Annotated in this window: 19 protein-coding genes; 16 read left to right on the top strand and 3 right to left on the bottom strand. The window is 39.9% G+C overall.

The window, feature by feature from the left end; genetic code table 11:
* Positions 1-133: 133 nt before the first annotated feature.
* From PALPR_RS10710 to PALPR_RS10685, 6 genes are all read left to right on the top strand, one after another.
* On the top strand, positions 134-760 hold the full coding sequence (locus PALPR_RS10710; protein ID WP_013445647.1) for a DUF6249 domain-containing protein: 627 nt from the start codon (positions 134-136) through the stop codon (positions 758-760).
* The gene (locus PALPR_RS10705; protein WP_013445646.1) at positions 747-1,289 is read left to right on the top strand and encodes an RNA polymerase sigma factor; all 543 of its coding nucleotides are present in this window, start codon (positions 747-749) and stop codon (positions 1,287-1,289) included. Before PALPR_RS10710 ends, PALPR_RS10705 begins: the two co-directional genes overlap by 14 nt.
* Entirely contained in the window at positions 1,279-1,599 is a 321-nt protein-coding gene (locus PALPR_RS10700; protein ID WP_013445645.1) for a DUF5056 domain-containing protein, read from the top strand. The genes PALPR_RS10705 and PALPR_RS10700 overlap by 11 nt, the downstream gene beginning before the upstream one ends.
* A gap of 256 nt (positions 1,600-1,855) precedes the next feature.
* Positions 1,856-3,016, top strand: coding sequence for a galactokinase (locus PALPR_RS10695; protein WP_013445644.1), 1,161 nt, complete (start codon positions 1,856-1,858; stop codon positions 3,014-3,016).
* Positions 3,017-3,106: 90 nt separating this feature from the next.
* On the top strand, positions 3,107-4,147 hold the full coding sequence (locus PALPR_RS10690) for an aldose epimerase family protein (protein ID WP_013445643.1): 1,041 nt from the start codon (positions 3,107-3,109) through the stop codon (positions 4,145-4,147).
* A gap of 283 nt (positions 4,148-4,430) precedes the next feature.
* On the top strand, positions 4,431-6,941 hold the full coding sequence (locus PALPR_RS10685; protein WP_013445642.1) for a glycoside hydrolase family 2 TIM barrel-domain containing protein: 2,511 nt from the start codon (positions 4,431-4,433) through the stop codon (positions 6,939-6,941).
* Between the two features lie 672 nt (positions 6,942-7,613).
* On the opposite strand, the gene PALPR_RS15945 is transcribed toward PALPR_RS10685, so the two are convergent.
* Positions 7,614-7,784, bottom strand: coding sequence for a hypothetical protein (locus tag PALPR_RS15945; RefSeq protein WP_171805039.1), 171 nt, complete (start codon positions 7,782-7,784; stop codon positions 7,614-7,616).
* Between the two features lie 46 nt (positions 7,785-7,830).
* Between PALPR_RS15945 and PALPR_RS10675 the strand changes: the two genes are divergently transcribed.
* From PALPR_RS10675 to PALPR_RS15940, 10 genes are all read left to right on the top strand, one after another.
* A complete protein-coding gene (locus tag PALPR_RS10675; RefSeq protein ID WP_171805038.1) occupies positions 7,831-8,754 on the top strand; it encodes a helix-turn-helix domain-containing protein in 924 nt (307 codons plus the stop codon).
* A 372-nt stretch (positions 8,755-9,126) separates the two neighbouring features.
* Entirely contained in the window at positions 9,127-9,537 is a 411-nt protein-coding gene (locus tag PALPR_RS10670) for a hypothetical protein (RefSeq protein ID WP_013445639.1), read from the top strand.
* A gap of 103 nt (positions 9,538-9,640) precedes the next feature.
* Complete coding sequence (locus PALPR_RS10665) at positions 9,641-9,880, top strand: hypothetical protein (RefSeq protein ID WP_013445638.1); 240 nt, start codon at positions 9,641-9,643, stop codon at positions 9,878-9,880.
* A gap of 160 nt (positions 9,881-10,040) precedes the next feature.
* A complete protein-coding gene (locus PALPR_RS10660; protein ID WP_148226469.1) occupies positions 10,041-11,264 on the top strand; it encodes a radical SAM/SPASM domain-containing protein in 1,224 nt (407 codons plus the stop codon).
* 215 nt (positions 11,265-11,479) lie between these two features.
* A complete protein-coding gene (locus PALPR_RS10655; RefSeq protein WP_013445636.1) occupies positions 11,480-11,755 on the top strand; it encodes a hypothetical protein in 276 nt (91 codons plus the stop codon).
* 459 nt (positions 11,756-12,214) lie between these two features.
* Positions 12,215-12,967, top strand: coding sequence for a DUF6261 family protein (locus PALPR_RS10650; protein ID WP_013445635.1), 753 nt, complete (start codon positions 12,215-12,217; stop codon positions 12,965-12,967).
* Positions 12,968-13,055: 88 nt separating this feature from the next.
* Positions 13,056-13,622 carry a phage tail protein gene (locus tag PALPR_RS10645; RefSeq protein ID WP_013445634.1) on the top strand — a complete coding sequence of 189 codons (567 nt, stop codon included), beginning with the start codon at positions 13,056-13,058 and terminating at the stop codon, positions 13,620-13,622.
* A 53-nt stretch (positions 13,623-13,675) separates the two neighbouring features.
* The gene (locus PALPR_RS10640) at positions 13,676-14,836 is read left to right on the top strand and encodes an ABC transporter substrate-binding protein (RefSeq protein ID WP_013445633.1); all 1,161 of its coding nucleotides are present in this window, start codon (positions 13,676-13,678) and stop codon (positions 14,834-14,836) included.
* 40 nt (positions 14,837-14,876) lie between these two features.
* Positions 14,877-17,804, top strand: coding sequence for an IPT/TIG domain-containing protein (locus tag PALPR_RS15460; protein ID WP_013445632.1), 2,928 nt, complete (start codon positions 14,877-14,879; stop codon positions 17,802-17,804).
* 24 nt (positions 17,805-17,828) lie between these two features.
* Positions 17,829-18,005, top strand: a complete 177-nt coding sequence (locus tag PALPR_RS15940) for a hypothetical protein (protein WP_013445631.1) — start codon at positions 17,829-17,831, stop codon at positions 18,003-18,005.
* A gap of 66 nt (positions 18,006-18,071) precedes the next feature.
* Here PALPR_RS15940 and PALPR_RS10630 read toward each other — a convergent pair whose 3' ends face one another.
* Together PALPR_RS10630 and PALPR_RS10625 are read right to left on the bottom strand one after the other, a co-directional pair.
* A complete protein-coding gene (locus tag PALPR_RS10630; RefSeq protein ID WP_013445630.1) occupies positions 18,072-19,322 on the bottom strand; it encodes an MFS transporter in 1,251 nt (416 codons plus the stop codon).
* Between the two features lie 129 nt (positions 19,323-19,451).
* Positions 19,452-22,259, bottom strand: a complete 2,808-nt coding sequence (locus PALPR_RS10625) for a TIM-barrel domain-containing protein (RefSeq protein ID WP_245544441.1) — start codon at positions 22,257-22,259, stop codon at positions 19,452-19,454.
* Positions 22,260-22,760: the final 501 nt, after the last annotated feature.

Genomic DNA, 22,760 nt, shown 5'->3' with positions numbered 1-22,760 from the left:
TCCAACAAATAATCTCAGTATTTTCCAGAAAAAGTTAAATACCAATATTTCTTTCGGTTTTTAAATCCAAATCAATCACTCGTTTCGTCTAATCAGAAAACAAATTGAAGTTTTACCATATAATTTTACGAATATGAAACAAATTGGTTTATTATTACTGGCTTTGACACTGGTTGTCGGAGCACATGCTGCAGAAAAATCTGTGAATATAGATAGCCTTAAACGCGAGATTATCAACAACAGCAAAGAGCTTCAGGAACAAAGGAAAGATTCCCTAATGCTTTCAAAACTAAGTCCGGATCAATTATTGGAATTGAAACAGCAAGAATTAGAGGTTAGAAAAAAAGAAATAGAGAAAGATAGTCGTCAAGAAATGCCTTTTAGCTCGTTTCAGCTGCTTTTAATTATGGTTTTACCTTTTGTTTTTGTTACCCTGATTATTTATCTAACGTCGATGTCAAAGAAAGAAGAAGCCAAACGCCGCTACGATCTTTACACCAAATCGTTAGAAATGGGGCAAAGTGTTCCCGATCATTTTTTTGATGAGCCGAAGAAAACTAATCCGGTTTCCGATTTGAAAAAAGGAATACTGTGGCTCGTTGTTGGGATAGCAATACTCATTTCATTTGTTGTAATGGATCACAAAAATGGTCTGATAATAGGTATAGTTCCAACCTTTGTTGGTATTGGTTATTTACTGGTTCATTACCTGGAAAAACCTAAAACCAATACAACAGGAAACAGCGATGAGCAACGCTGAGGACATCCGTTGGGTGACACAGGTTGCATTACTTGGAGATAAAAAAGCATTTGATAAACTAACCTGTAAATACCAGTCGTCCATACGTCGGTTCTTTCTGAACCTGACTATGGGCGATAGTCAGTTAAGCGACGATCTGGCACAGGAAACCTTTATCAAAGCCTACCTGAATATATCAGCTTTCAAAGGAATATCGGGTTTTTCAACGTGGCTTTACAGAATTGCTTATAATGTGTTCTATGATTCTGCGCGGGCTCGGAAGCACTATGATGATATTGATAACGAGCAAATAGATTATCAGCATCAAACGCTCAACGAATTTTCAGCCGAAAAAATGGATATTCACAAAGCATTAAGGATATTGCGTAAAGAAGAACAAACGGCTGTTTTATTGTTTTATATGGAGGATAAAACGCACAAAGATATTGCCCGAATAATGAATTGCCCGCTCGGAACGGCAAAAACCTACATCCTGAAAGGGAAAGAAAAATTAAGTGTCTATCTAAAACAAGCAGGATATGAAAACTAACGAAACTGACATCATGCTGAAAAAATTTTTCAGTGACCAGAAAAAGGAAATTGACGATATCGGATTTTCCAGACGCGTCTCTCAGAGACTTCCTGAACAGAAGGATCGTACCTGGATAGTTTGGGTTTTTGCCTTAGTTGGAATGACTATTTCACTTTTACTCGGAATTCGCTCCGGCTTGTTCCAAAACCTGATGGCTTACATTACACATATACCTATCAATTATCTGATTACCGGAGTTTTTTGTTTTCCGTTGGTTGGTTCTGCAGCATATTATTTCGTACAAAAAAAACAATACAGACTCATTTAAAAATAGAAACATAAATTCCTTAATTTTAAAGCCGAAGCACTGCAAAAGTGTATCGGCTTTTTTTATTCAATCCGCTGATTTTAAATAATTAGTAGGCAAAATATTTATTTAGGAATTTAACGAGAATTTAATGCATGTTATTTTTCAAAAATTATGTTCTACAACATGATTTATTTCTTACCACTCACCCTATTTTAGATTATTTTTGTGTGCTAATGAATAAATGTATAAAATACAATTAATAAATTATCTGATAATGACAGTTCAAGAATTAAAATCAGCTTTCCAATCGGCTTATGGCAAAACTGCTGAGGCCGTTTATTTTTCTCCCGGACGTGTAAATCTTATTGGCGAACACACCGACTACAACGGTGGTTCTGTTTTCCCATGTGCTTTGAGCTTTGGGACTTACTTATTGTTGGCTAAGAACGATAAAAAAGTAATCAATTTCAAATCATTAAATCAACCTGAAATTATTTCGCTCGGATTCGACCAACTCACTACTCCACTTGACAAATCGTGGGTTAATTACCCGCTGGGCGTTATTGCTCAATTCGTAAAACGTGGGGTAGCTATTACGGAGGGTTATGATATTTTAATTTGGGGTAATGTGCCTAACGGTGCCGGACTTTCATCGTCGGCTGCTTTGGAGGTAGTTACTGCCTATGCATTCAACGACCAACTGGAAACAGGTTTCAACCGTACCGTTCTTGCTCAAATCGGTCAAAAATCGGAACACGAATTTGCATTGGTAAACTGCGGTATTATGGATCAGTTTGCTTCGGCTAATGGTGCCAAAGATCATGCTATCCACCTGAACTGCGATACCCTGGAGTTTGAATTGGTACCTGTAAAACTGGAAGGCGTAAAAATACTTATCTCCAATACCCACAGTCCACACAAATTGGATTCAGGTGCATACAACCAACGCGTTGCGGAATGTAAACTGGCCGTTGAGCAACTAAACAAAGTGCGTCCGTTGAAATATCTGGCCGAATTGACCGAAGCCGAATTTAAATCTATCGAATCGGCCATTACCGATCCTGTAGCTCACAAGCGTGCCCGTCACGTGGTAGGCGAAGTTCAACGCACCAGCGATGCGGTAAAAGCATTGAAAGCCGGAGATTTGACATTGTTCGGACAATTGATGAATGCTTCGCACGTTTCATTGCGCGACGATTACGAAGTAACCGGACCAGAACTGGACACAATGGCTGCCGAAGCCTGGAAAATTGATGGCGTTATCGGTTCACGCATGACCGGTGGTGGTTTTGGTGGATGTACCGTTTCGTTGGTAAAAGACGAAGCTATCGACACCTTTATCAAAGAAGTAGGCGCAGCTTACGAAGCCAAAATTGGTATCAAACCGGAGTTCTATATTGCCGAAATTGGTAACGGAGCTTGTAAAATCGGGTAATGGTTAACTGGTTAATTGGTTGAATGGTTTTGGATTTCAACAACCAACAAACTAATTAACCAATCAGCTAATCAACTAATCAACTAAAAAATGAAAACAGTAAAAGAATTGGAATTGGAACTGAACGGTAAACCGGTATCGCTTTACACATTGTTCAACAAGAAGGGGGTGTCTGTTGACATTACCAACTATGGTGCTAAAATTATACGCTTGATAGTTCCCGATAAAAACGGTAAATTTGACGATGTAGTGATGGCTTTCGACACCTTGGAAGAAGTTATCGAAAAAGAAATCTATTTCGGTGCCGTTTGCGGTCGATTTGCCAACCGTATCAAAGATGGTAAATTTACACTCGACGGTGTAGATTATCAACTTCCGGTGAATAATGGAACAAACTCGCTACACGGAGGAATTCACGGCTATAACGAAAAGGTCTGGACTGTAAAATCCGTTTCGCAACAAGAATTGGTGTTGGAACTTTTCTCGCCCGATGGTGAAGAAGGTTACCCCGGTAATCTGACAGTTACCTGTACCTACATTTTGACTGATGAAAACGAAGTAAAAATTCATTATGAAGCTACTACCGACAAAGCAACCATCATTGGGTTGACCAATCACTCGTACTTCAACCTGAAAGGTGCCGGAAACGGAACTATCCGCGATCATCAATTGCAAATCAATGCCGATTTTTATACTGTATTGGATGATTCTTTTGCTTTGTCAGGCGAGATCAGACCGGTAGAAGGTACTCCATTCGATTTCCGCAAACCAACGGTAATTGACGAACGTGTGGATCACGAAGCATTTGTTCCGGGTTGGGGTATTGATAATAACTGGTGTATCATTAAAAATCAGGCAGGCGAATTAGCTTGGGCAGGTACTGTTTACGAACCTACCAGCGGACGTAAGATGGAAACTTTCACCACACAACCCGGATTGCAGGTTTACTCAGGCAACTGGATGGATAAAATTGTAGGAAAAGAAGGTAAAATATACGATCGTCAGGATGCCATTTGCCTAGAAACACAAGGTTTCCCTAACTCACCGAACATTGCTCACTTCCCAAGTCCTGTGCTTCGTCCCGGCGAAAAATACGACGAATGGTGTGTGTATAAATTCAGTGTTGAATAAGCATAGGATTCAATTAAAAACAAAAAATGGTGAGAATAAAGCTCACCATTTTTTGTTTTCAAGAATTTGATTTTCTCTCCTTAAACAAATTATCAGATTTCACCCCTCATTGTTAACCCGATACACCTATGCAGACAGCATTTTGTTTCAATAATACTTTGACAGCTCAAAAATTTTCTCGTACTTTGCTCGTTATGAGCGTTGATTATTCAACACCTTAAAAATTTGGCATTAAAGAATATCAAAATGCCTTTTAATATCACAATAAAAAAAATATCAATCCATGAAAAAACTTAATTCGCTTTTGATTTTTATCTCGCTCTGCGCTACTGTATGGGGTGCTGGTTCTACAAAAGAAATCAACAGAGTTCAAAGCTTTAATAAGAACTGGAAATTTACATTAGCCGATAGCACACTCAATGCATCTCAGGTGTCTTTTGACGACTCTAAATGGCGATCGCTTAATCTCCCGCACGACTGGAGCATTGAATCTGATTTTGGAAAAGACTTTCCGGCAAGTCCGGGAGGCGGAGCATTACCAGGCGGATTAGGCTGGTATCGTAAAACATTCACCGTAGACAGTAAAGATAAGAACAAACGGATATTTATCGACTTCGATGGAGTATACAGAAACAGTGAGGTGTGGATTAATGGCACCTGGCTCGGGAAACGTCCGTACGGCTATTCTTCATTTCAGTATGATTTGACGCCCTATATCAAGTTTGGCGCTTCCAATGTAATTGCTGTAAAAGCAGATAACTCTAAACAACCTAACTCGCGCTGGTATTCCGGTTCGGGCATTTACCGCAATGTCTGGTTAACCACCACCAATCCTGTTCACGTCGATCATTGGGGAACTTATGTCACCACACCTGTGGTCTCAGCCACCAGTGCCGAGATAGCCATTCAAACCACAATTAAAAACGATGACAAGAACCTTAAAACAGTCAGAGTTGAGCAATCACTATACGATGCTCAGGGGAAACTGGTAAGCAAAGTTGACGGTCCGTTGTACGTAAATACAGGAGTAGCGCAACAATATCTTCAAAGAATTATTGTAAGCAATCCTAAGTTGTGGAACATCGAAAATCCATATCTCTACAAGCTAGTTACGCGCACTTATGTTGCCGGTCGTCAAACCGACGAATACGCCACCAATGTGGGTATTCGCTCGTTCAAATTTGATGTGAAAAAAGGATTTATACTCAATGGCAAGCGGGTAAAAATAAATGGAGTGTGCAATCATCACGACTTAGGGGCGCTGGGTGCAGCAGTAAATACCCGCGCTATCGAACGCCAGTTGCAGATTTTAAAGGAGATGGGTTGTAACGGAATTCGCACATCGCATAATCCTCCGGCTCCGGAATTACTTGACCTGTGCGATAAAATGGGCTTTATTGTTATGGACGAAGCATTTGATATGTGGTTGAAACAGAAAACCAGTAACGATTATTCCCGCGATTTTGCCGAATGGCACGTACGTGATTTAACGGACATGGTTAAACGTGACAGAAATCATCCTTCGATTTTTATCTGGAGCATAGGCAATGAAGTGGGAGAACAGTGGGGAGAAGGAGCTTCTAAAGAAATGGACTTACAAACAGCCAATGTGTTGCTGAACAACAGAAAGGTTGCCGATACAGAAGATGTTCGACTCGGCAGATTGGGCAAATTCGCCTTGCTTACCAGCCATCTGGTTGATGTAACAAAAGATGCAGACCCTACCCGTCCGGTATCTGCTGCTTGTAATGGAACTGAAGATAATAATCCACTATTTAAATCAGAATCAATGGATTTGATCGGATTTAATTATCATGAAAATGAGTTCGAAAAAATAACCGACCGTTTCCCTAAAACGCCATTCTTCGTAACAGAATCAGTTTCCTCATTACAATCTCGCGGGTTTTATCTGATGCCTTCGGATAGTGTGAATATTTGGCCTGAAAGATGGGACAAACCATTCAACAATCCGTTGCAAAAATGCTCGGCATACGATAATAGCCGTGCCCCCTGGGGCTCTACCCACGAAACGACATGGAAACTTGTGAAGAAATATGACCACATTGCCGGACAATATATCTGGACCGGCTTCGATTATCTGGGCGAACCGACTCCTTACTGGTGGCCATCCCGCAGCTCATTCTTTGGTATCGTGGACTTAGCCGGATTTCCTAAAGATATTTATTATATGTACCAAAGCGAATGGACAACCAAAAACGTGTTATATATTTATCCGCACTGGAACTGGAATCCCGGACAAACTGTAGATGTTTGGGCTTACTATAATAACGCCGATGAAGTGGAATTGTATCTCAATGGACAATCGCTGGGTAAACGAAGCAAGAAAGGCGATGACTTACACGTGATGTGGCGCGTACCTTATACTCCCGGCACTTTAAAAGCTGTTTCTCGTAAGGGTGGAAAAGAAGTACTGACCAAGGAAATAAAAACTGCCGGAGAAGCTGTTAGCATACGTTTGAGTGCCGACCGTCCTACCATATCATCCGATGGAGACGATTTGTCCTATGTTACGGTTGAACTCTTAGATAAAAATGGGGTTGCCTCTCCACTGGCCGATAAACTAGTAAAATTCTCTGTCGAAGGTGAAGGCAGCATTGTCAGTACTGACAACGGGGATCAAAACGACCACGTATCGCTAAAGAAGAATGAACGCCATCTTTTCTTTGGGAAGTGTCTGGCCATTGTACAGTCGAACGGGAAAGCCGGAAACATTACGCTAAAAGCTTCGGTAGAAGGATTACCAACGCAACAGCTTGTGATTACAAGCAAATAAATGATCAAATTCGGCGCGACTTAAAGTTGCATACTGAATAGACTAACTCCCCTTGTCCAATCAGGACGAGGGGAGTTTTTGCGTTGAGACAGGTTGAATGTGCCCGCTGCAAGTAAACAATCAGGATAACAACACTAATCAAACTGACTTTAATTATATGTATATTCAATACAGACTTCAGATAAATCAAGAATACGACCGTTGTATCATGACTACCAATTCAGTTATAAGCCTCTTAGATAAATTGCACTTTCGTGGCATTTGAGTAAAATTTCAAGTCCTGTAGAGATTTAAGTTTACTAACATTATTTTAGTACGCATGACATAAAAAAGCAAGGTTTTTTCATTAATTTTTTCAGCTTCAAAAGGCTTGTCCTAATTTTGACTAAAAATACTTTTCCAAAATACTCATTATGTGATATATACAAAAACGGTTGTCTCAATTATTTTTGACCTTTTTTTTGGTTGTTATAGCATTTTAGTTTATTTTTGTAATATAAAATTCAATTTTTTGTTTACGACTGTAGTATTTTCTTTATTTTCCTGTAGCTAAAAGTAGGAATATTGAGTATTGAATCAAACGAGTTTGTTATACATTACGTTAATATCAAACAACACTTAAATACACATTCAATAATTGATTATTTATATAACCTATCCATTTATGGAACATTATCCTTTTTTATTTATCAACATCACATTAATTGTCGGCTGTATAGCTTTGGCAGTTGTTTTTCTCACCTTACCACTTCCCCAAACCGAAACTTTAAATAAGTATCGGATTTCTCTGCGGTTTTTAGCTGGCGGATATATAACTATGGCCATCGTCAAGGTACTTGTCATGGTTTTTAATTTGTCTTTAGTAAATATTATATCGTTGGATACACTCATGACTGCATCTTTACAGGCAACTTTGTTTGTATTATCGTTGATCATACTAATCAACCCTCGATTTGTTACCAAAAACTATCTCTATAAACAGCTGGCACCTGTCTTTGTCCTGACGATACTGTATATGATATTTTGTTCCATTTGGGGAAATGTCCAGATACATTCAATAGCCGAACTTATCCGGTACAAATTTCATCCCGTAATAATTATCAGAGAGCTATTTCTGTTCTATTATATCTTCCAGTTATTCTATCTGACGCGATTATTTTTTCGTCAGGCAGAATTATTTGGCAGTGAAATGGATAACTATTTTTCCGAATGCTCCAGTGCATGCCTTCCATGGATCAAATATAGTTTTTACGCAGCGTTTTCTGTTGGGATTGGGGCTTTGCTATCCTGCTTCATGTTCGCAGATTCATGGATATTTATCTTTACAGTTATTTATACCCTATTCTACTTAGGTTTTGGTATTTATTACATACAATATCCAAGCAAGTTTATCTATATTGAACCGGCTATCTATCCGCAAAGCTCTTTTGCTGATAAGGCGTCTAACAATAAAAAACGACTTGTGTGGGATGAACTAAAGAATAAGATTATTGATGATAAATATTATCTTAAACCCGGGGTCAATATTGAAGACATGGCTCAATACCTCAAAATTGGGCGAACCACTCTCTCGACATTTATCAACAATGAAGAAGGCATGAACTTCAATCTGTGGATTACTTCATTACGTATAGAAGAAGCTAAAAATCTTTTTGCAAATTATCCCGATTATTCCCTCACTCAGATTTCCGAATTGATTGGTTACAGCGAACCCTCTAATTTCAGTAGGCAGTTTAAACTGATTACCAACGAATCACCTTCGGTATGGCGGCAAACTTGCCAATTGGAATCGGCCAACTACAGAAACAATTAAACAGAAACATTCAAAAACATGCTTTAGGCGGATAGATAGTACGCTATTGACCTAAAGTGTTCTTCATCTACGTGCCTATATAGACAAGAAAGAACCAAACATTCATCTCTGTACCATAAGATTAAGTATCTTCCGTACCCCTTCCAAAAAAAATTTCAATTTATCAAATGATACGCTCACTTTGTATCTATTGATAAGTGACACACTGATTCTTCCCACTATTTTTACCTCCATAAAATTACTATTCTTTTAAGCAATAGTGCGCAACATTGTTTGACGAAATTGTAATACGTTCGTGGGTACCGTTAAAACACCACCGTGGAAACCGAAAAACGTTATGAGTAGGAACAAACATTACTAATACTATTATTTATGAGTTACACTGTCATTGACAAAAAAGCCGAACATCATAGTTTTGGTGTATGGCCTGTGAAAATTAACGTGGATACCACACTTACTTTAGTAAAACAAGAAAACGACCATTTGGGTATCAGTTACGATTGCGTATTTAGCGGAGTGAAAAGCGGACATGTACAGGGAGGCCCCATTCAGGTGGATGGCGACATGACCAAAGTGGTAAATGACAATCCTAAAGTGCTGGTGATTATCAGCGGTTACCAGAAAACAGCTGCCTATGCTTCGATGCATGTGAAGATAACAGTGGATGCCCCTGTGATTGGTACAATTACCATTTTCGATTCTACATTGGGCGGAAATATCCCTGCCGGAAATGCTTGGGAACTGATTGCCGAAGGTATGAAAGCAGAACTGAATGCAAAATAATTCATCAGTGAGACAAGCTGTGCAAGCCAATGTACATACATTGTAGTTGTTCACAATTCAATATAAGAACCACAGAAGTAATAAACTATAGGAGATTATTATCATGAAATTACAAGAAGTATTAAACAAAATTCAATTTGATAAAGAGTTGACTGCAGAATTTTTAAAAGATCCACAAAAGGTTCTTAAAGAACAAGGATTGGATACAAAAGATTTATTTATTGATGAAATGCAAAGTCCCAAGAGTGTTAAAGCAGCTCCTGATTTATGTGTCAAAGTATGTGCAAAAGTTGGTGCTCCATTTGTTGGATGTCATGAAGTTGGACATAAAGAAGGATTATGAAATTATTAATTATTTTTTAATTTAAAATTTTACTTCTGTGGTTGTTTAAATTAAGCGATATGTATTCAGATCTTAGAATTACAAGTATTGATGATTTTTTATTGTAAGTAATCCGAAAATAGGGGCATTGAGTGTGCTTACGGCAGAAGAGCTTGTCATTATGAAAATGATAGAACTATCTGCCCGTAACACTCAAAAAGATATTATTCTAGATTGCTTTCGGTTGAGCGGTTATGATAAATTAGTTTCTGAAAGAAAAGCATATAATTTATTTAATAAAATTGTTGATGACGGTTGGTTAAATAAAAACATAGAGGAAGCTATAGAGAAGCCAATACAGTTGATCTATTTAAATTTGACTCAAGCGTGTAATTTTAGTTGTCCATATTGCTATAAGGGTAATGCCCACAAAGCAAAATATATGGATATGAGTACATATTGTGATATTATATCAAAAGTCTCATCAATTAATTCAGAATGCCATTTTGTAATAACCGGAGGGGAGCCGCTTATGCATCCTCTGTTTGTGGAGTTTATTGATTTTCTCGAAAAAAGGAAAAATAGTTATTCAATATTGACAAATGGTAGTCTTCTTAAAAACGAAATTGCTCGATTATTATCAAAATGCAAATACTTAAAAAGAGTCCAAGTTAGTTTAGATGGGTTTACGCCAGAAGTACACAAAATTACAAGAGGGAATACATACAATGAAGTAATAAAGGGCATTAAAACATTAATTGCTCATAAAATACCTTTCTCTATTGCACCAACAGTACATGATTTCAATGTGCAGGAAATATACGACATAGCAAAATTTGCATTTAACCATAATGGAGATATTGCACCTAATAATTTAAGGTATGTTCCTGAAAATAAAATGAAAAGCCTGTCGCTTTCACCGGAGAATTTGATTAAATCACTTAATTTAATCAAAAAGGCCAGAATGGAAGTGAAAAGTTATAATTTAAAGGGCAATGAACTAAAGTGTAAAGAATCAGATGTTTATAATAATGAAAAACACTTGGTTTGCGGGTTAGGAAATACTGTTTTCGATATAGACGTAAATGGTGATATTTATCCATGTCATGTATTATCAAGAAAGGAATTTAAATTAGGAAATATATTAGTAAACAATTTCGATGAAATTACTAAAAAAGTAGCTAGTCTGAAAATTAGGTCAAAGTCAACTGAAATTGAAAAATGTAGTACTTGCCATTTTGTGACCACGTGTCATGCAGGCTGTAGAGCAGACTCATATTTTTATCATAATTCGTTTGATAAACCTGACAGTTTATGCGAAACTTTATACAAGTTCCAATTAAACAATATTATTCTGCTAAGAACAGGAAATAATATTAAAGATAAAGATTATAGTATTATTTAAAAATGATAACAATTTGTACAAGTAATAACTGTAAGAAAATAAACTCAGACGTTTTTAATTCGCCCGAGGATTGTCTTGGTTCTATAGGAAAATATCAGGTAAGCCGCTATTATTCAGACAATCTACTATTGTATCTAAAAAAAAACAGAACTATTAAACCGCAGCAGCCGAAAAGCGGAACAAAGAGTAGGCATAAAATCTAATACCTAAAGAAAATGAGTACAAGTAAGGTCGGTGCATGGACAGCATACAGCACCAGTATCTCAGCAGAAGCAATGGCAGCTTTTAAAGAAGCGCTTAAAGGACATGTAGGAGTAAATTACACTCCATTGGCAGTGGCCAGTCAGATGGTAAGCGGAACGAATTATCGTTTCTTGTGCGATGCACAGGTGGTTTATCCTGATGCCCCACATTATGGAGCACTTGTGCCGGTTTACAAACCTCTTAACGGACCGGCAGTACTTTCTGCTCCTATTAAACCGATTGAATAAAACCGGTTGACAATAAAAGAACAGGCTAAGGTATTGGTTAGCCTGTTCTTTTAAAAAAAATGAACAAAAAAACAGGAAATGAAGGATAGCCGGTCGTAATAAATCCCTGTGGGAGGGTCTGTAAGGCGTTATCCAGGGTTGAAAACCAGCCACAGATGCGGCGCAGACTTTCAACCGAGGTTGAAACCTTCCTGCTGGTAGCGGCGAGTCGTCATCCAGGGTTGAAAGCTTCCCGCTGATAGCAGCAGACCGTCAACCCGGGATTTTTTTGTGCCGCTGACAGTTTGGAGAAAAAATCCAGGGTTGACGATACTACAGAAAACTCCGGTACACTTACAGCCAAGGATAAAAGCCGACGGATGAAAAGACAGGCAACTTCAGGTAATGATAAACATTGCAGGGGCATTTGATAAGCCCTGTCAATTCAGAATAATACAATCAAAATTTTATAAATTATTTATGGAAATACAGACATTGAAATTGGGTGAATTCAGAAATGAAGAACATTATAAGTTTCATTCTGATTTCTCGAAGCTGATTGCAACGAACCCCGTGGCAGTTCAGGGCTTGGGAGATAAACTGCCGACGTATGTGGCAGGTATTGAACAGGAAAACAATATGCTTAATGTGTTACGTGCCAGCGATATTACCGACGATCTGTCGGAAATGGACAGGATGCGGGATGCTACCTTCAGCGGCATGTCGGGCACTATCAGTTCGGCACACAACCATTACGATGCCAATGTGCGCAAGGCGGCTGATAGGTTGAGCCTATTGCTGGATACTTACGGCGATGTACCACACAAACCTTACGATCAGGAAACATCGTCCATAGTAAAACTGGTGGCCGAACTGGAAGGCACTTATGCTGCCGATGTGGCTATAGTGGGCATAGGTGGATGGGTACCGGAACTCAAGACAAGGAATACGGCATTCGATAACCTGAAAAACGAACGTTACTCCGAAAACGGAGCCAAACCGCAGGAAAACCTGAAACAATCGCGCCTTTCTACCGACAATATTTACCGTACGGTGCTCAAACACCTCAATGCGTTGATAGAAGTAAACGGCGAAACGGCCTATGCGCCACTTGTGACGGAGCAAAACCAGCGGGTGGGAAATTACCGTAACCTGTTGGCTCAACGCCATGGACGGAACGCCAAAAAAGATGGAGAGGACGAAACCGATACGGACAGTCCCAAGAAAACCTAAAAAACACCGCCCCCGGAAGAGTGGCAACATGCAGCCGGGAGCAATAAATAATTCTCAAAATAATACTAATCATTTAAATTTAAATTTTATGGAAACCTTTTTGGCATTTATCGCAGCTTTTGGATTTAATTTTCCTCCTTATTATTGGGCTTCTTGTGATGGCACACTGCTTCCAATATCTCAAAACTCGGCTCTTTATGCATTGCTTGGAACACAGTATGGTGGCAATGGATCAAGTAATTTCGGTCTGCCTGACTTACGGGGTCGGGTGATGATTGGTGCAGGCCAAGGCCCAGGTTTAGCGCTTTATGAACAAGGGGAGTCGGGTGGTACTGAAAATTGCACTACTTTAGTTGCCCATAATCATACAGGTATCATAGGGACTGCGTCGGCTACTATTAAAGCCTATTCGGCATCAGGTACATCGGCTAACCCGGTTGCACGTGGGAGTATTAATGTTTTGTCGGGTTCTACGGGTGGTTCCATTTATGGTACCACAGATCCCGATACAGCATTAAATGTAGGTGGTGGTGCCGTAACAGGAAGCATTGTCACCAATGTAACAGGTAGTGGATCTTCATTTAGTCTTATGCAACCTTATTGCCCGATAAATTTTTGTATTGCTTTGTCAGGTATTTACCCATCAAGAGGTTAATAAAAGAAAAAGCCCCGGAGAAAATATTTCTCGCGGGGCTATTTTAAAAAAATATGAATAAGGTTATTAAGATCGGATTTCTTTTTCCATACTCATCTATCCATCCCAATATGTCGAACGATATAATGGATGGATTTTTTGCTGCATTGCCGGCGGCGTACCGCAGGTACTATCAGTTCTATCCTGAATTTATTGATCAGGGAGGATCGGAACCGGTAAAGGCCGCTATCAATAAGATGCGTATGTTTCATCAAGTGGATATACTGTCGGGCTTCGTGAGTTATATGTTGTTGCCCGAAATTCTGCCTTTGATTTCGAAAAAAGACCAGCTATGTTTTTTCTTCGATATGGGCGAGTATCTTCCGCCTCTGTATCCTCTGCCTGAAAACTGTTTTTTCAATAGTTTTCAGTTCTGGCAACTGGAATATGCGCTGGGTAACTGGGCGCAAAAGCGATTCGGAGGGAAAGGTGCCATGTTGATGTCCATCTACGATTCGGGCTATCATATTCACAGTTCGTTTTGGCAGGGTGCCATATTTGCCGGTGCTCAGGAAATCGATATGCACATAGTGCCTTACAACCCACAAATGCCGGATATTAAAGATGTTCTGCCCGATTATCTGAGTCGGATTGAAAAGAGCGGGGTGGATTATCTTCATGCGCTGTTTTGTGGCAACGAAGCACTTAGTTTTTTCAGTATGTATAAACAGTCGGGTCTGCACAACAAAATACCTCTGTTGGTTTCGCCTCACATGGCATCCGACGTTGTGCTCTCTAAAATAAGCCATCTGGGTCTCGGCTTTTATTCGGCATCGGGATGGAACTATCAATTAAATACAACTCAAAACATATTGTTTAAGCGGCAGTTTGAACAGTCTACCGGCAGGAAATCTACTGTCTTTGCAGTGATGGGTTACGAAATGGGATTGGCTCTCCTTCCTACTTTGCCACAGATGCAAAAAGGAGACATTGAAAGTGCTATCAGTTATCTGAAAACATCCTGGATAGACGGTCCGCGTGGGAAAAGAAACTTCAGTATCCAACACAATTTCGAAAAACCGGATGTGGAAATTGAAAAGATTTCGCTGCAATCTACCCAATACACCGAAATGGTAATGGAACAGGGTACCCCGATGGAATATAACCATCTGGTGTTCGAAGATATTCATAGTCAATGTGTATCGGGCTGGAAAAATCCTTATTTGTGTGTGTAAATATAAACGATTAAAAAAGTACTAATTAATATATTATAATATGAGAAAAGATATACTTTTAAAAATTAGATGGCTGTGTGCATTGCCGTTCATGTTTAGTTCTTTGAGCTATGCTCAATATGTTAGTCCGGCAAATCAATCGTATGCATCGCCAGGAGATTATATTTCTAATGTTTCTTTCAATACAATTAATAATACTTCCACTCTTTCAACATCCGGATCTGCAACATTATTCGGAGATTATTCAAATATTTCAACTACTGTAAATCCGTCATCAACATATTCACTGTCGGTTTCAACATTTTGGTCGGAATATAACGTAGATAAACTGTATGTATATGTGTTCTTTGATTGGAACCATGATTATGATTTTACAGATGCAAATGAGTATTATATAATAGCCAATGGAACTACACATACAGGCTCGGGAGGTCATACCTACAATTTGACTGCACAGAATATTACAATCCCTTCAGGTGCCTCCCTTAGCAATATACGTATGAGGGTAAGAATGATAACAGCGTCATCCGATCCGGGTATAATTGGAATGAAAAATTTTACAGGAGGATATTTTGGCGAAATAGAAGATTATACAATAGTGGTGGCTGCTCCTGTATCTGCCCCTACCATTACGAGCATTTCGCCAACAAGCGGAACAACAACAGGAGGGACTTCGGTAACTATAACAGGAACAAACTTCACGAGTGGCTCAACAGTGAAGTTTGGTACAACGAGTTCTTCAAGTGTTACCTTTAACTCTGCTACCAGTCTTACTGCTACTTCACCTTCGGGATCTGGTACAGTTGATGTAACTGTTACAACTCCCGGAGGAACAAGTACGACAAGCACTAACGACCAGTTTACGTATGTTGCTGCTCCTACTATTAGCAGTATTTCGCCAACAAGCGGAACAACAACTGGAGGAACTTCAGTAACCATAGCAGGAACAAACTTCACGAGTGGCTCAACAGTGAAGTTCGGTACAACGAGTTCTTCAAATGTTACCTTTAACTCCGCTACCAGTCTTACAGCTACTTCACCAGCTGGCTCTGCTGGAACAATCCATATTACAGTAACAACTCCCGGAGGAACGAGTACGACAAACACCAACGACCAGTTTACGTATGTTGCTGCTCCTATTATTAGCAGTATTTCTCCATCAAGTGGACTAACTACCGGAGGAACATCGGTAACTATTACCGGTAGTAATTTTACCAACGCTACTGCCGTAAAATTTGGCAGTTCTAATGCAACTGGTTTTTCTGTAAATTCAGCAACTTCAATTTCGGCAACATCTCCTTCGGGATCTGGAACAGTTGATATTACTGTTACTACAACTGGCGGAACGAGTGCAACAAGTGCTGCCGATAAGTTTACCTATTTAACCCCAGGTACATGGACAGGCGGCGCAGGTAGCTCTTACTGGACTGATGCCAATAACTGGGCTGGAGGAAGCGTTCCTACTTCTTCTACCGATGTTACCATTCCATCTAGCGGAATAACTTATTTGCCCATGATTTTCCCAACAGAAACAGCCGAATGCAATAACCTTACTACTGAAAATGGACAACTTGAAATTCAATCTTCTTCCTCGGGTACCGGATCGTTAATAGTACATGGTACTGCCTCTGGCAAAGTTTGGTCGGATGTTTATCTTACCGCGGCCCAATGGCACATCGTTGCTCCTTCTGTTAATGGTGGCAACATTAGCTCGTTTCTGTCTAACAGCAGTAATGGAATTTCTTCTAAAGTTGAAGGATCTACTACTACTTACGCCATAGCTGATTATAACGAAGGTAGCAATGCATGGAAGAGCTATTTTACAAACGCCACATGGGGACCTTTTGAATCTGGCAAGGGATACTTAATGCGTCGTGATGATGCTAATTATGTTAGTTTTTATGGCGATATTATAACCGGAACAAAAAACGTTAGTTTGACAAAAACAGGTCAAGGTTGGAATTGTATTGGTAATCCATATACATCGGCTATTGGAATGAATGCATCGGCATCAAGTACCGAGAACTTCCTAACCAAAAACAGCAGCATTTTCGATCCGAATTATGCTTGCGTTTATATTTGGGATCCAGTTTCATCTACCTATAAAATAATTGGTAACTTACCTTCCGGTTTAAGTAACGGACGTTTATTATTACAAAACTATTTACAAGTAGGTCAGGCATTTTTTGTCAAGGCAAAAGATGCAAGCCAAACTGCCAGTTTCACCCCAGCCATGCAATGGCATCAAACAAATGCTCCATTCAAAGCACCGACTGTAAAAACAAGCTGGCCAGGAATAGCCCTAAATGTGGCAAGTCTAGATGTATCGTCTTCAGCCATTATTGCTTTCAATGAAAAAATGACTAAAGGCCTTGATCCTACTTACGATGCCGGATTGCTTCGAGGAACAAATGGTCTGTCGCTTTATACCCGATTAGTGGAAGACAATGGTGTTGATTTTGCCATCCAATGTTTGCCCGAAAATTATAGCAACTTGGTTATTCCTGTGGGAGTAGACTGTAAAGTTGGCGGTGAAATTACGTTTAGTGCCGAAACTGCTAATCTGCCTGCAGAGTGCAAGGTCGTACTAGAAGACAAGACGAACAATACCTTTACTTCTCTGACTGATGGCGCAACCTACAAGACGACTGTTGCGGCTGGCTCGACTGCGGTTGGACGATTTTATATACATACTGGTCTCAACACTACAACCGGAACATCTGGAATAACAACAGATACAAATAGCCTTAAAGCATATATAGCTAATGAAGCGATTATCATAGAAGGTGAAGTTGGTGATCAGGCAATAGCCACTCTTTATAATTTGCAAGGTCTGAAAGTGCGTGTTAACCCATTGCAAAAGGGGTCTTTAAATAGTCTTCCTTGCTCGGATCTTACGAAAGGTATTTACTTGTTGATTATTCAACAGAATGGAGAAACAGCGACTAGAAAATTAATAAAGGAATAAGATCATTTAATAGAAAATTCAGTTATGGAAAGAAAAATAGAAAGTACGGAAAAGAAGGCTTATAATCCACCACAAATTGAAAAGATTACGCTGGATAATGAAATTTCACTGACAATGGAATCAGCGCCAGCAGATCCACCCAGCTGGTCCGAAAATAAGGAATACTTCAACAACGATCCGTTTAAAACGAATGTTGGATAAAAACAGAATAAGGTTGCCTGATAGTACAGGCAACCTTATTTTATTCTATTAAACACAGAGCACACTTTACTTCAACGACAACTTACGCAATACCGGGTTAACTTTGGCTGTAGTAGCTACCACAATCAACGTCATGATTCCGCCAAAAGCCACAGAAGGAACCAGCCCCATTAGTTTTGCCGCCATTCCCGATTCGAAAGCTCCCAACTCATTTGACGAACCGATAAAAATACTATTGACCGAAGCTACCCTTCCGCGCATATGTTCGGGTGTGTAAAGCTGTAGGATAGTTCCACGTATTACTACACTTACATTATCAAACAGTCCGCTTAACAGCAGCAGTAATGCCGAAAGCCAGAACCAGTGCGAGAATGCAAAACCAATCATACACAATCCGAAAGCGGACACCGCCAATAATAACGTACGACCACTATTCTTTACCGGTGGATTAAACATCAGGTAAAATGACATGAAAATAGCTCCCAGTGCAGGACATGCACGAAGAAATCCCAGCCCCTGCGGACCGACGTGCAGAATATCTGAAGCAAAAACGGGAAGCATAGCCACTGCGCCTCCAAACAGTACGGCGAACATGTCCAGCGAAAAAGCTCCAAGCAATTGTGGTGATTTCATCACAAAACCTATGCCCTCACGTATTCGGCTAAAAATATCTTCTTCGCTTACCTTATCCGAAACTATTCTGCCGGCTACTTCTACTCTGCTTATCATCCATAATGAAAACATGAAAAGTATGAACACAGAACCATAGGCAACAGAAATGGATGAAAATCCGTAAATCAATCCTCCCAGAGCCGGGCCCATAACGGCCGCCACCTGCCAGTTGGCACTGCTCCAGGTAGCAGCGTTGGCATAATCTTTCTTGTCAACCAGCTGCCCGAGTAAAGCCGTGTTCGCCGGCATAAGAATACCTCTCGATAATCCGGTAAGGAATATTGTTATAAACATGGGCCAGATGCCTAAATGCTGATAAGAATGAAACGATTCAATGCTGTAGAGTGTAAGAATTGCCGAACCTGCCAGCAATAAAAGGGTGGTATAACGCACAATTTTCTTGCGGTTCCATAGGTCGACATAATGTCCTGCAAAAAGTGAAATAGAAATCTGAGGGAAAACCTCTACCAGACCTATAAGACCGAGCCAAATCACATTTTTAGTGAGGAAATACATGTGCCAACTGACTATGACCGACTGCATCATAGTGGCCATTGTCATCAAAAAACGATAGCCCAGAAAATACCTGAAATTATAATTGCGCACTGCTGTAAAAGCCTCGCTGCCAAATAATCGAATAAACATAATCTCTCTTTTTTATACCACTGCAAAGGTATGGATTATTCTTTTTGCAAAAACAAAATATAAGGCAGAAAATAAAAAATCCCCGAACTAACTTGCATTAATTCGGGGAGTAAGAAAAGTGTGTAGTGCTTATTTTAGCGAGATTGAAGCTTTACTTCCATCGTAGTGAATTGTTTTAAATTCTTTCGACGGCTGATCAATACCCAGCGGTTTGGTCTGATCTACAAGAAAGATTTGGAAATTACGTTCTTTGGCCATGCCTTTAAAACTTCCTTTTCGGGCTGCAATGTTTAATACCTTGTCCTTATCGTTGTACGAAAATTCAATCGTTGAGTATGCATTTTTTTCGTAATTGTAGTTCACATTTTCATCTTCATACAACGTAAAAGTTCCGTTTCTACCGGCATATACATAGATTTTCAAATCTGTTTGCGCTTGCGTGGTGTTTTGAATTTGCTGTCCTATGGGGAGAATACTTCCGGCTGCTACATAAATCGGCATACGATCGTATGGTGCATCCACGGTTTGTTTCTGCCCTCCGGCAGTATATTTCCCATCGTACAGGTTATACCAGCCAGTTTGTTTAGGGAAATAAACATCGCGTGTACGGGCTTTGTATTTGTACACCGGACATATCATCAGTTCCTTGCCAAACATGTATTGATCGCCGATGTTCAATACGTTCTTATCCGCCGCAAAATCCATCATCAAAGCACGCATTATCGTAAAATCGTTGAAGTAACCCATGCCTGCCATGGTGTAAATATATGGCATTAACCTGTAACGCAATTGAGTATAATACAACATGGTTTTGTAGGCAGGATGAGTGTCAGGCGCAATGTTCCAAAGTTCGCGGTATGGGAACTGACCGTGTGTGCGGAACAATGGTACAAATGCTCCAAACTGATGCCAACGGACATTCAGCTCACGCCATTCATCCCTGTCTGCCGAACCTTCTTTTGCCATTTCGTAGCGTCTTTCAACACAGAAACCGCCATTGTCCATTGTCCAGTAAGGAACACCGCTCATTGAGAAGTTTATTCCGGCAGAGATTTGCGCTTTCATATCTTCCCAGCGTGTTGCAATATCGCCACTCCATGTAGCGGTAGAATAACGTTGTAAGCCCGAGAATCCGGAACGTGTTAGTAAGAAAACACGTTTGTTATTGTCTTCTCCGCGCTGTCCATCGTAAATAGCTTCAGCATTCATTAGCGCATAAGCATTGAAATATTCGGTTGAGGGTCCCAGTGCAGTTGGGCCGCAAAGGGCTTTTCTGTAAGGCATATCGGTACAGTCACGCACATTGGGTTCGCTGGCATCCATCCACCACGCATCCAAACCGAGCGGATATAAATGATCTTTCATCTGTTTCCAGAAAAGTTTGCGGGCATCAGCCGAGTAAGCATCGTAGAATGAACCCACGTAGCCCGGTCCTACCCAATCACGAATACTATCTTTGACAGCCTGCATGTACATCCAGCCTTTGCTCTCAAATTCCTTGAAATGCTCGGTGTTATGGTAGAATTTTGGCCAAACAGAAATCATGATTCGTGCGTCCAGTGCATGAATTGAATCAACCATTCCTTTCGGATTTGGAAAGCGACTTTTTTCAAACTCATGGCTACCCCACTCTGTTTCTGGCCAATAGTTCCAGTCGAGTACTATGTTGTCAATCGGAATTTGACGATTGCGAAATTCTTTCAATGTACCTACAATTTCAGCTTGCGTTTTGTAACGCTCACGGCTTTGCCAGAAACCCATAGCCCACTTAGGCATGATAGACGCTTTTCCGGTTACCTGACGATATCCACTGATAACTTCGTCGGGATTGTTCCCCCGAATAAAGTAGTAATCCATTTGCTGACCCATTTCCGACCACAAGGATAGTCTGGTTTGCTCAGCCTCCGGTACCGGACTCAATGCTTTAAGCCCCATGTACGATACGCCACCATCCGGCAGCCAGTCAATTCGCAGTTTGTGTTTTTTGTTGGCGCTCAGCTTTGCCGAAAACTTATAGCTGTTGGGGTTCCATGCGGTGCGCCAGCGCTCTGCAACAACCAGGCTGTCATCCAGATAGACCTTTGTATAACCTGCATAATACAAAATAAAACGGAACACGCCGCTTTCTTTTGGTTGTATTTCACCTTCCCAGGTTACTGATGCGTTCGCTAAATTTATCCCTTTGGGAAAATTCTTAATCGTTTGTATATTCTCATAATCTATCACCGATTCACGCCGTTCCAGAGAAACCTGATTCAAGTTTTTATTTTGGCGGTAAGTAGCAGTTAGCCCTCCTTCTTTGCCGTTTTTATCGTACAATTTAAACTGATCCAGATTCGTGTAGGGACGCGGATCGCCAAAACGGCTCATTGAATAATTGTCCCAAAGAACTCCGTAATTTTTATTAGAAACGATAAAAGGAATGGATACTTTGGTATTGTATTGAAACAATTCTTCGTTTTTGCCTTTATAATTAAACTCATCGGACTGGTGTTGCCCTAAGCCATAAAAAGCTTCGTCAGCAGGCGATTCGAAAACCTGACGAAACGAGAATCCGGATTTTCCTTCCACTTCTATCGGCTTGAAGCTTTTTCCTCCCCCGCGTTGTTCTTGCAATATGATGTTTCCTTGTAAATCAGTAAACCTGATTTCTCCCGTTTTTATCGAAACAAAAGCTTTGGTAGTAGCCGTTGTCAACACCACAAAATTTCCTGATTGTTTTGCACTCCATCCTGTTTTTTTTGTGTCAGCATAAGTGGTAATCAAGCTTTTTGTCTCCTGAATCTTTGTCAACGGAGTAGCCGTAACCCTGATAATATTATCGGTGATAACCTGCAGCCTGATGGTTCGGGCTTTGGTAGACGAACTTTGGTTTAATGAGACAATTATCCCATCCGATATTTTTTGGAAAGACGCCGCCAAAACAACTATCGGCATTGTCAGAAAAACGAAAAATAATAAAACTACTTTGTGCTTTCTCATGGTAATGAAATAAATTATACAAAAATACAACTATACTCTGAATTTCAATGCTTTTTTAAACTTAAGTAAAATCCCCCGACTAAAGCAAGACAGTCAGGGGATTAAACCAATAAAAAAACTAATACACTATTGATCTTGGAAAAAAAATGTTCATTAAATACTAAAAAACAACGCTTGCTCTTTGAATGTAAACCATTTAAATCGTGGTATTAAATACAGCATCAGAACTTTTGTTGAATAAAAAACAAATGTTCATCAAGATATTTGAAAAAATACCCCTGCCTGCTGGCAAATGGCTTGTGTTTTTTGGATTCCTCCAACCGGTTTCCTCCAGCAGAACTACCGGAATTTTTTTTATATCTCACTTAATCTGTTGAAATTATACTGGTAATTTCCACTTTACAAATATACTTGCTATTGATCATATTAAATAGCGCAGATGTTCTTATCACTGGG

The sequence above is a fragment of the Paludibacter propionicigenes WB4 genome (assembly GCF_000183135.1).
GTDB classification, from domain to species: Bacteria; Bacteroidota; Bacteroidia; order Bacteroidales; family Paludibacteraceae; genus Paludibacter; species Paludibacter propionicigenes.
This window is presented reverse-complemented; position numbering and strand designations above follow the sequence as displayed.

Coding starts and splice junctions, on each gene's coding strand:
- PALPR_RS10710 (WP_013445647.1), top strand. CDS start 134: ATGAAACAAATTGGTTTATTATTACTGGCTTTGACACTGGTTGTCGGA.
- PALPR_RS10705 (WP_013445646.1), top strand. CDS start 747: ATGAGCAACGCTGAGGACATCCGTTGGGTGACACAGGTTGCATTACTT.
- PALPR_RS10700 (WP_013445645.1), top strand. CDS start 1,279: ATGAAAACTAACGAAACTGACATCATGCTGAAAAAATTTTTCAGTGAC.
- PALPR_RS10695 (WP_013445644.1), top strand. CDS start 1,856: ATGACAGTTCAAGAATTAAAATCAGCTTTCCAATCGGCTTATGGCAAA.
- PALPR_RS10690 (WP_013445643.1), top strand. CDS start 3,107: ATGAAAACAGTAAAAGAATTGGAATTGGAACTGAACGGTAAACCGGTA.
- PALPR_RS10685 (WP_013445642.1), top strand. CDS start 4,431: ATGAAAAAACTTAATTCGCTTTTGATTTTTATCTCGCTCTGCGCTACT.
- PALPR_RS15945 (WP_171805039.1), bottom strand. CDS start 7,784: ATGACAAGTACCTTGACGATGGCCATAGTTATATATCCGCCAGCTAAA.
- PALPR_RS10675 (WP_171805038.1), top strand. CDS start 7,831: ATGACTGCATCTTTACAGGCAACTTTGTTTGTATTATCGTTGATCATA.
- PALPR_RS10670 (WP_013445639.1), top strand. CDS start 9,127: ATGAGTTACACTGTCATTGACAAAAAAGCCGAACATCATAGTTTTGGT.
- PALPR_RS10665 (WP_013445638.1), top strand. CDS start 9,641: ATGAAATTACAAGAAGTATTAAACAAAATTCAATTTGATAAAGAGTTG.
- PALPR_RS10660 (WP_148226469.1), top strand. CDS start 10,041: ATGAAAATGATAGAACTATCTGCCCGTAACACTCAAAAAGATATTATT.
- PALPR_RS10655 (WP_013445636.1), top strand. CDS start 11,480: ATGAGTACAAGTAAGGTCGGTGCATGGACAGCATACAGCACCAGTATC.
- PALPR_RS10650 (WP_013445635.1), top strand. CDS start 12,215: ATGGAAATACAGACATTGAAATTGGGTGAATTCAGAAATGAAGAACAT.
- PALPR_RS10645 (WP_013445634.1), top strand. CDS start 13,056: ATGGAAACCTTTTTGGCATTTATCGCAGCTTTTGGATTTAATTTTCCT.
- PALPR_RS10640 (WP_013445633.1), top strand. CDS start 13,676: ATGAATAAGGTTATTAAGATCGGATTTCTTTTTCCATACTCATCTATC.
- PALPR_RS15460 (WP_013445632.1), top strand. CDS start 14,877: ATGAGAAAAGATATACTTTTAAAAATTAGATGGCTGTGTGCATTGCCG.
- PALPR_RS15940 (WP_013445631.1), top strand. CDS start 17,829: ATGGAAAGAAAAATAGAAAGTACGGAAAAGAAGGCTTATAATCCACCA.
- PALPR_RS10630 (WP_013445630.1), bottom strand. CDS start 19,322: ATGTTTATTCGATTATTTGGCAGCGAGGCTTTTACAGCAGTGCGCAAT.
- PALPR_RS10625 (WP_245544441.1), bottom strand. CDS start 22,259: ATGCCGATAGTTGTTTTGGCGGCGTCTTTCCAAAAAATATCGGATGGG.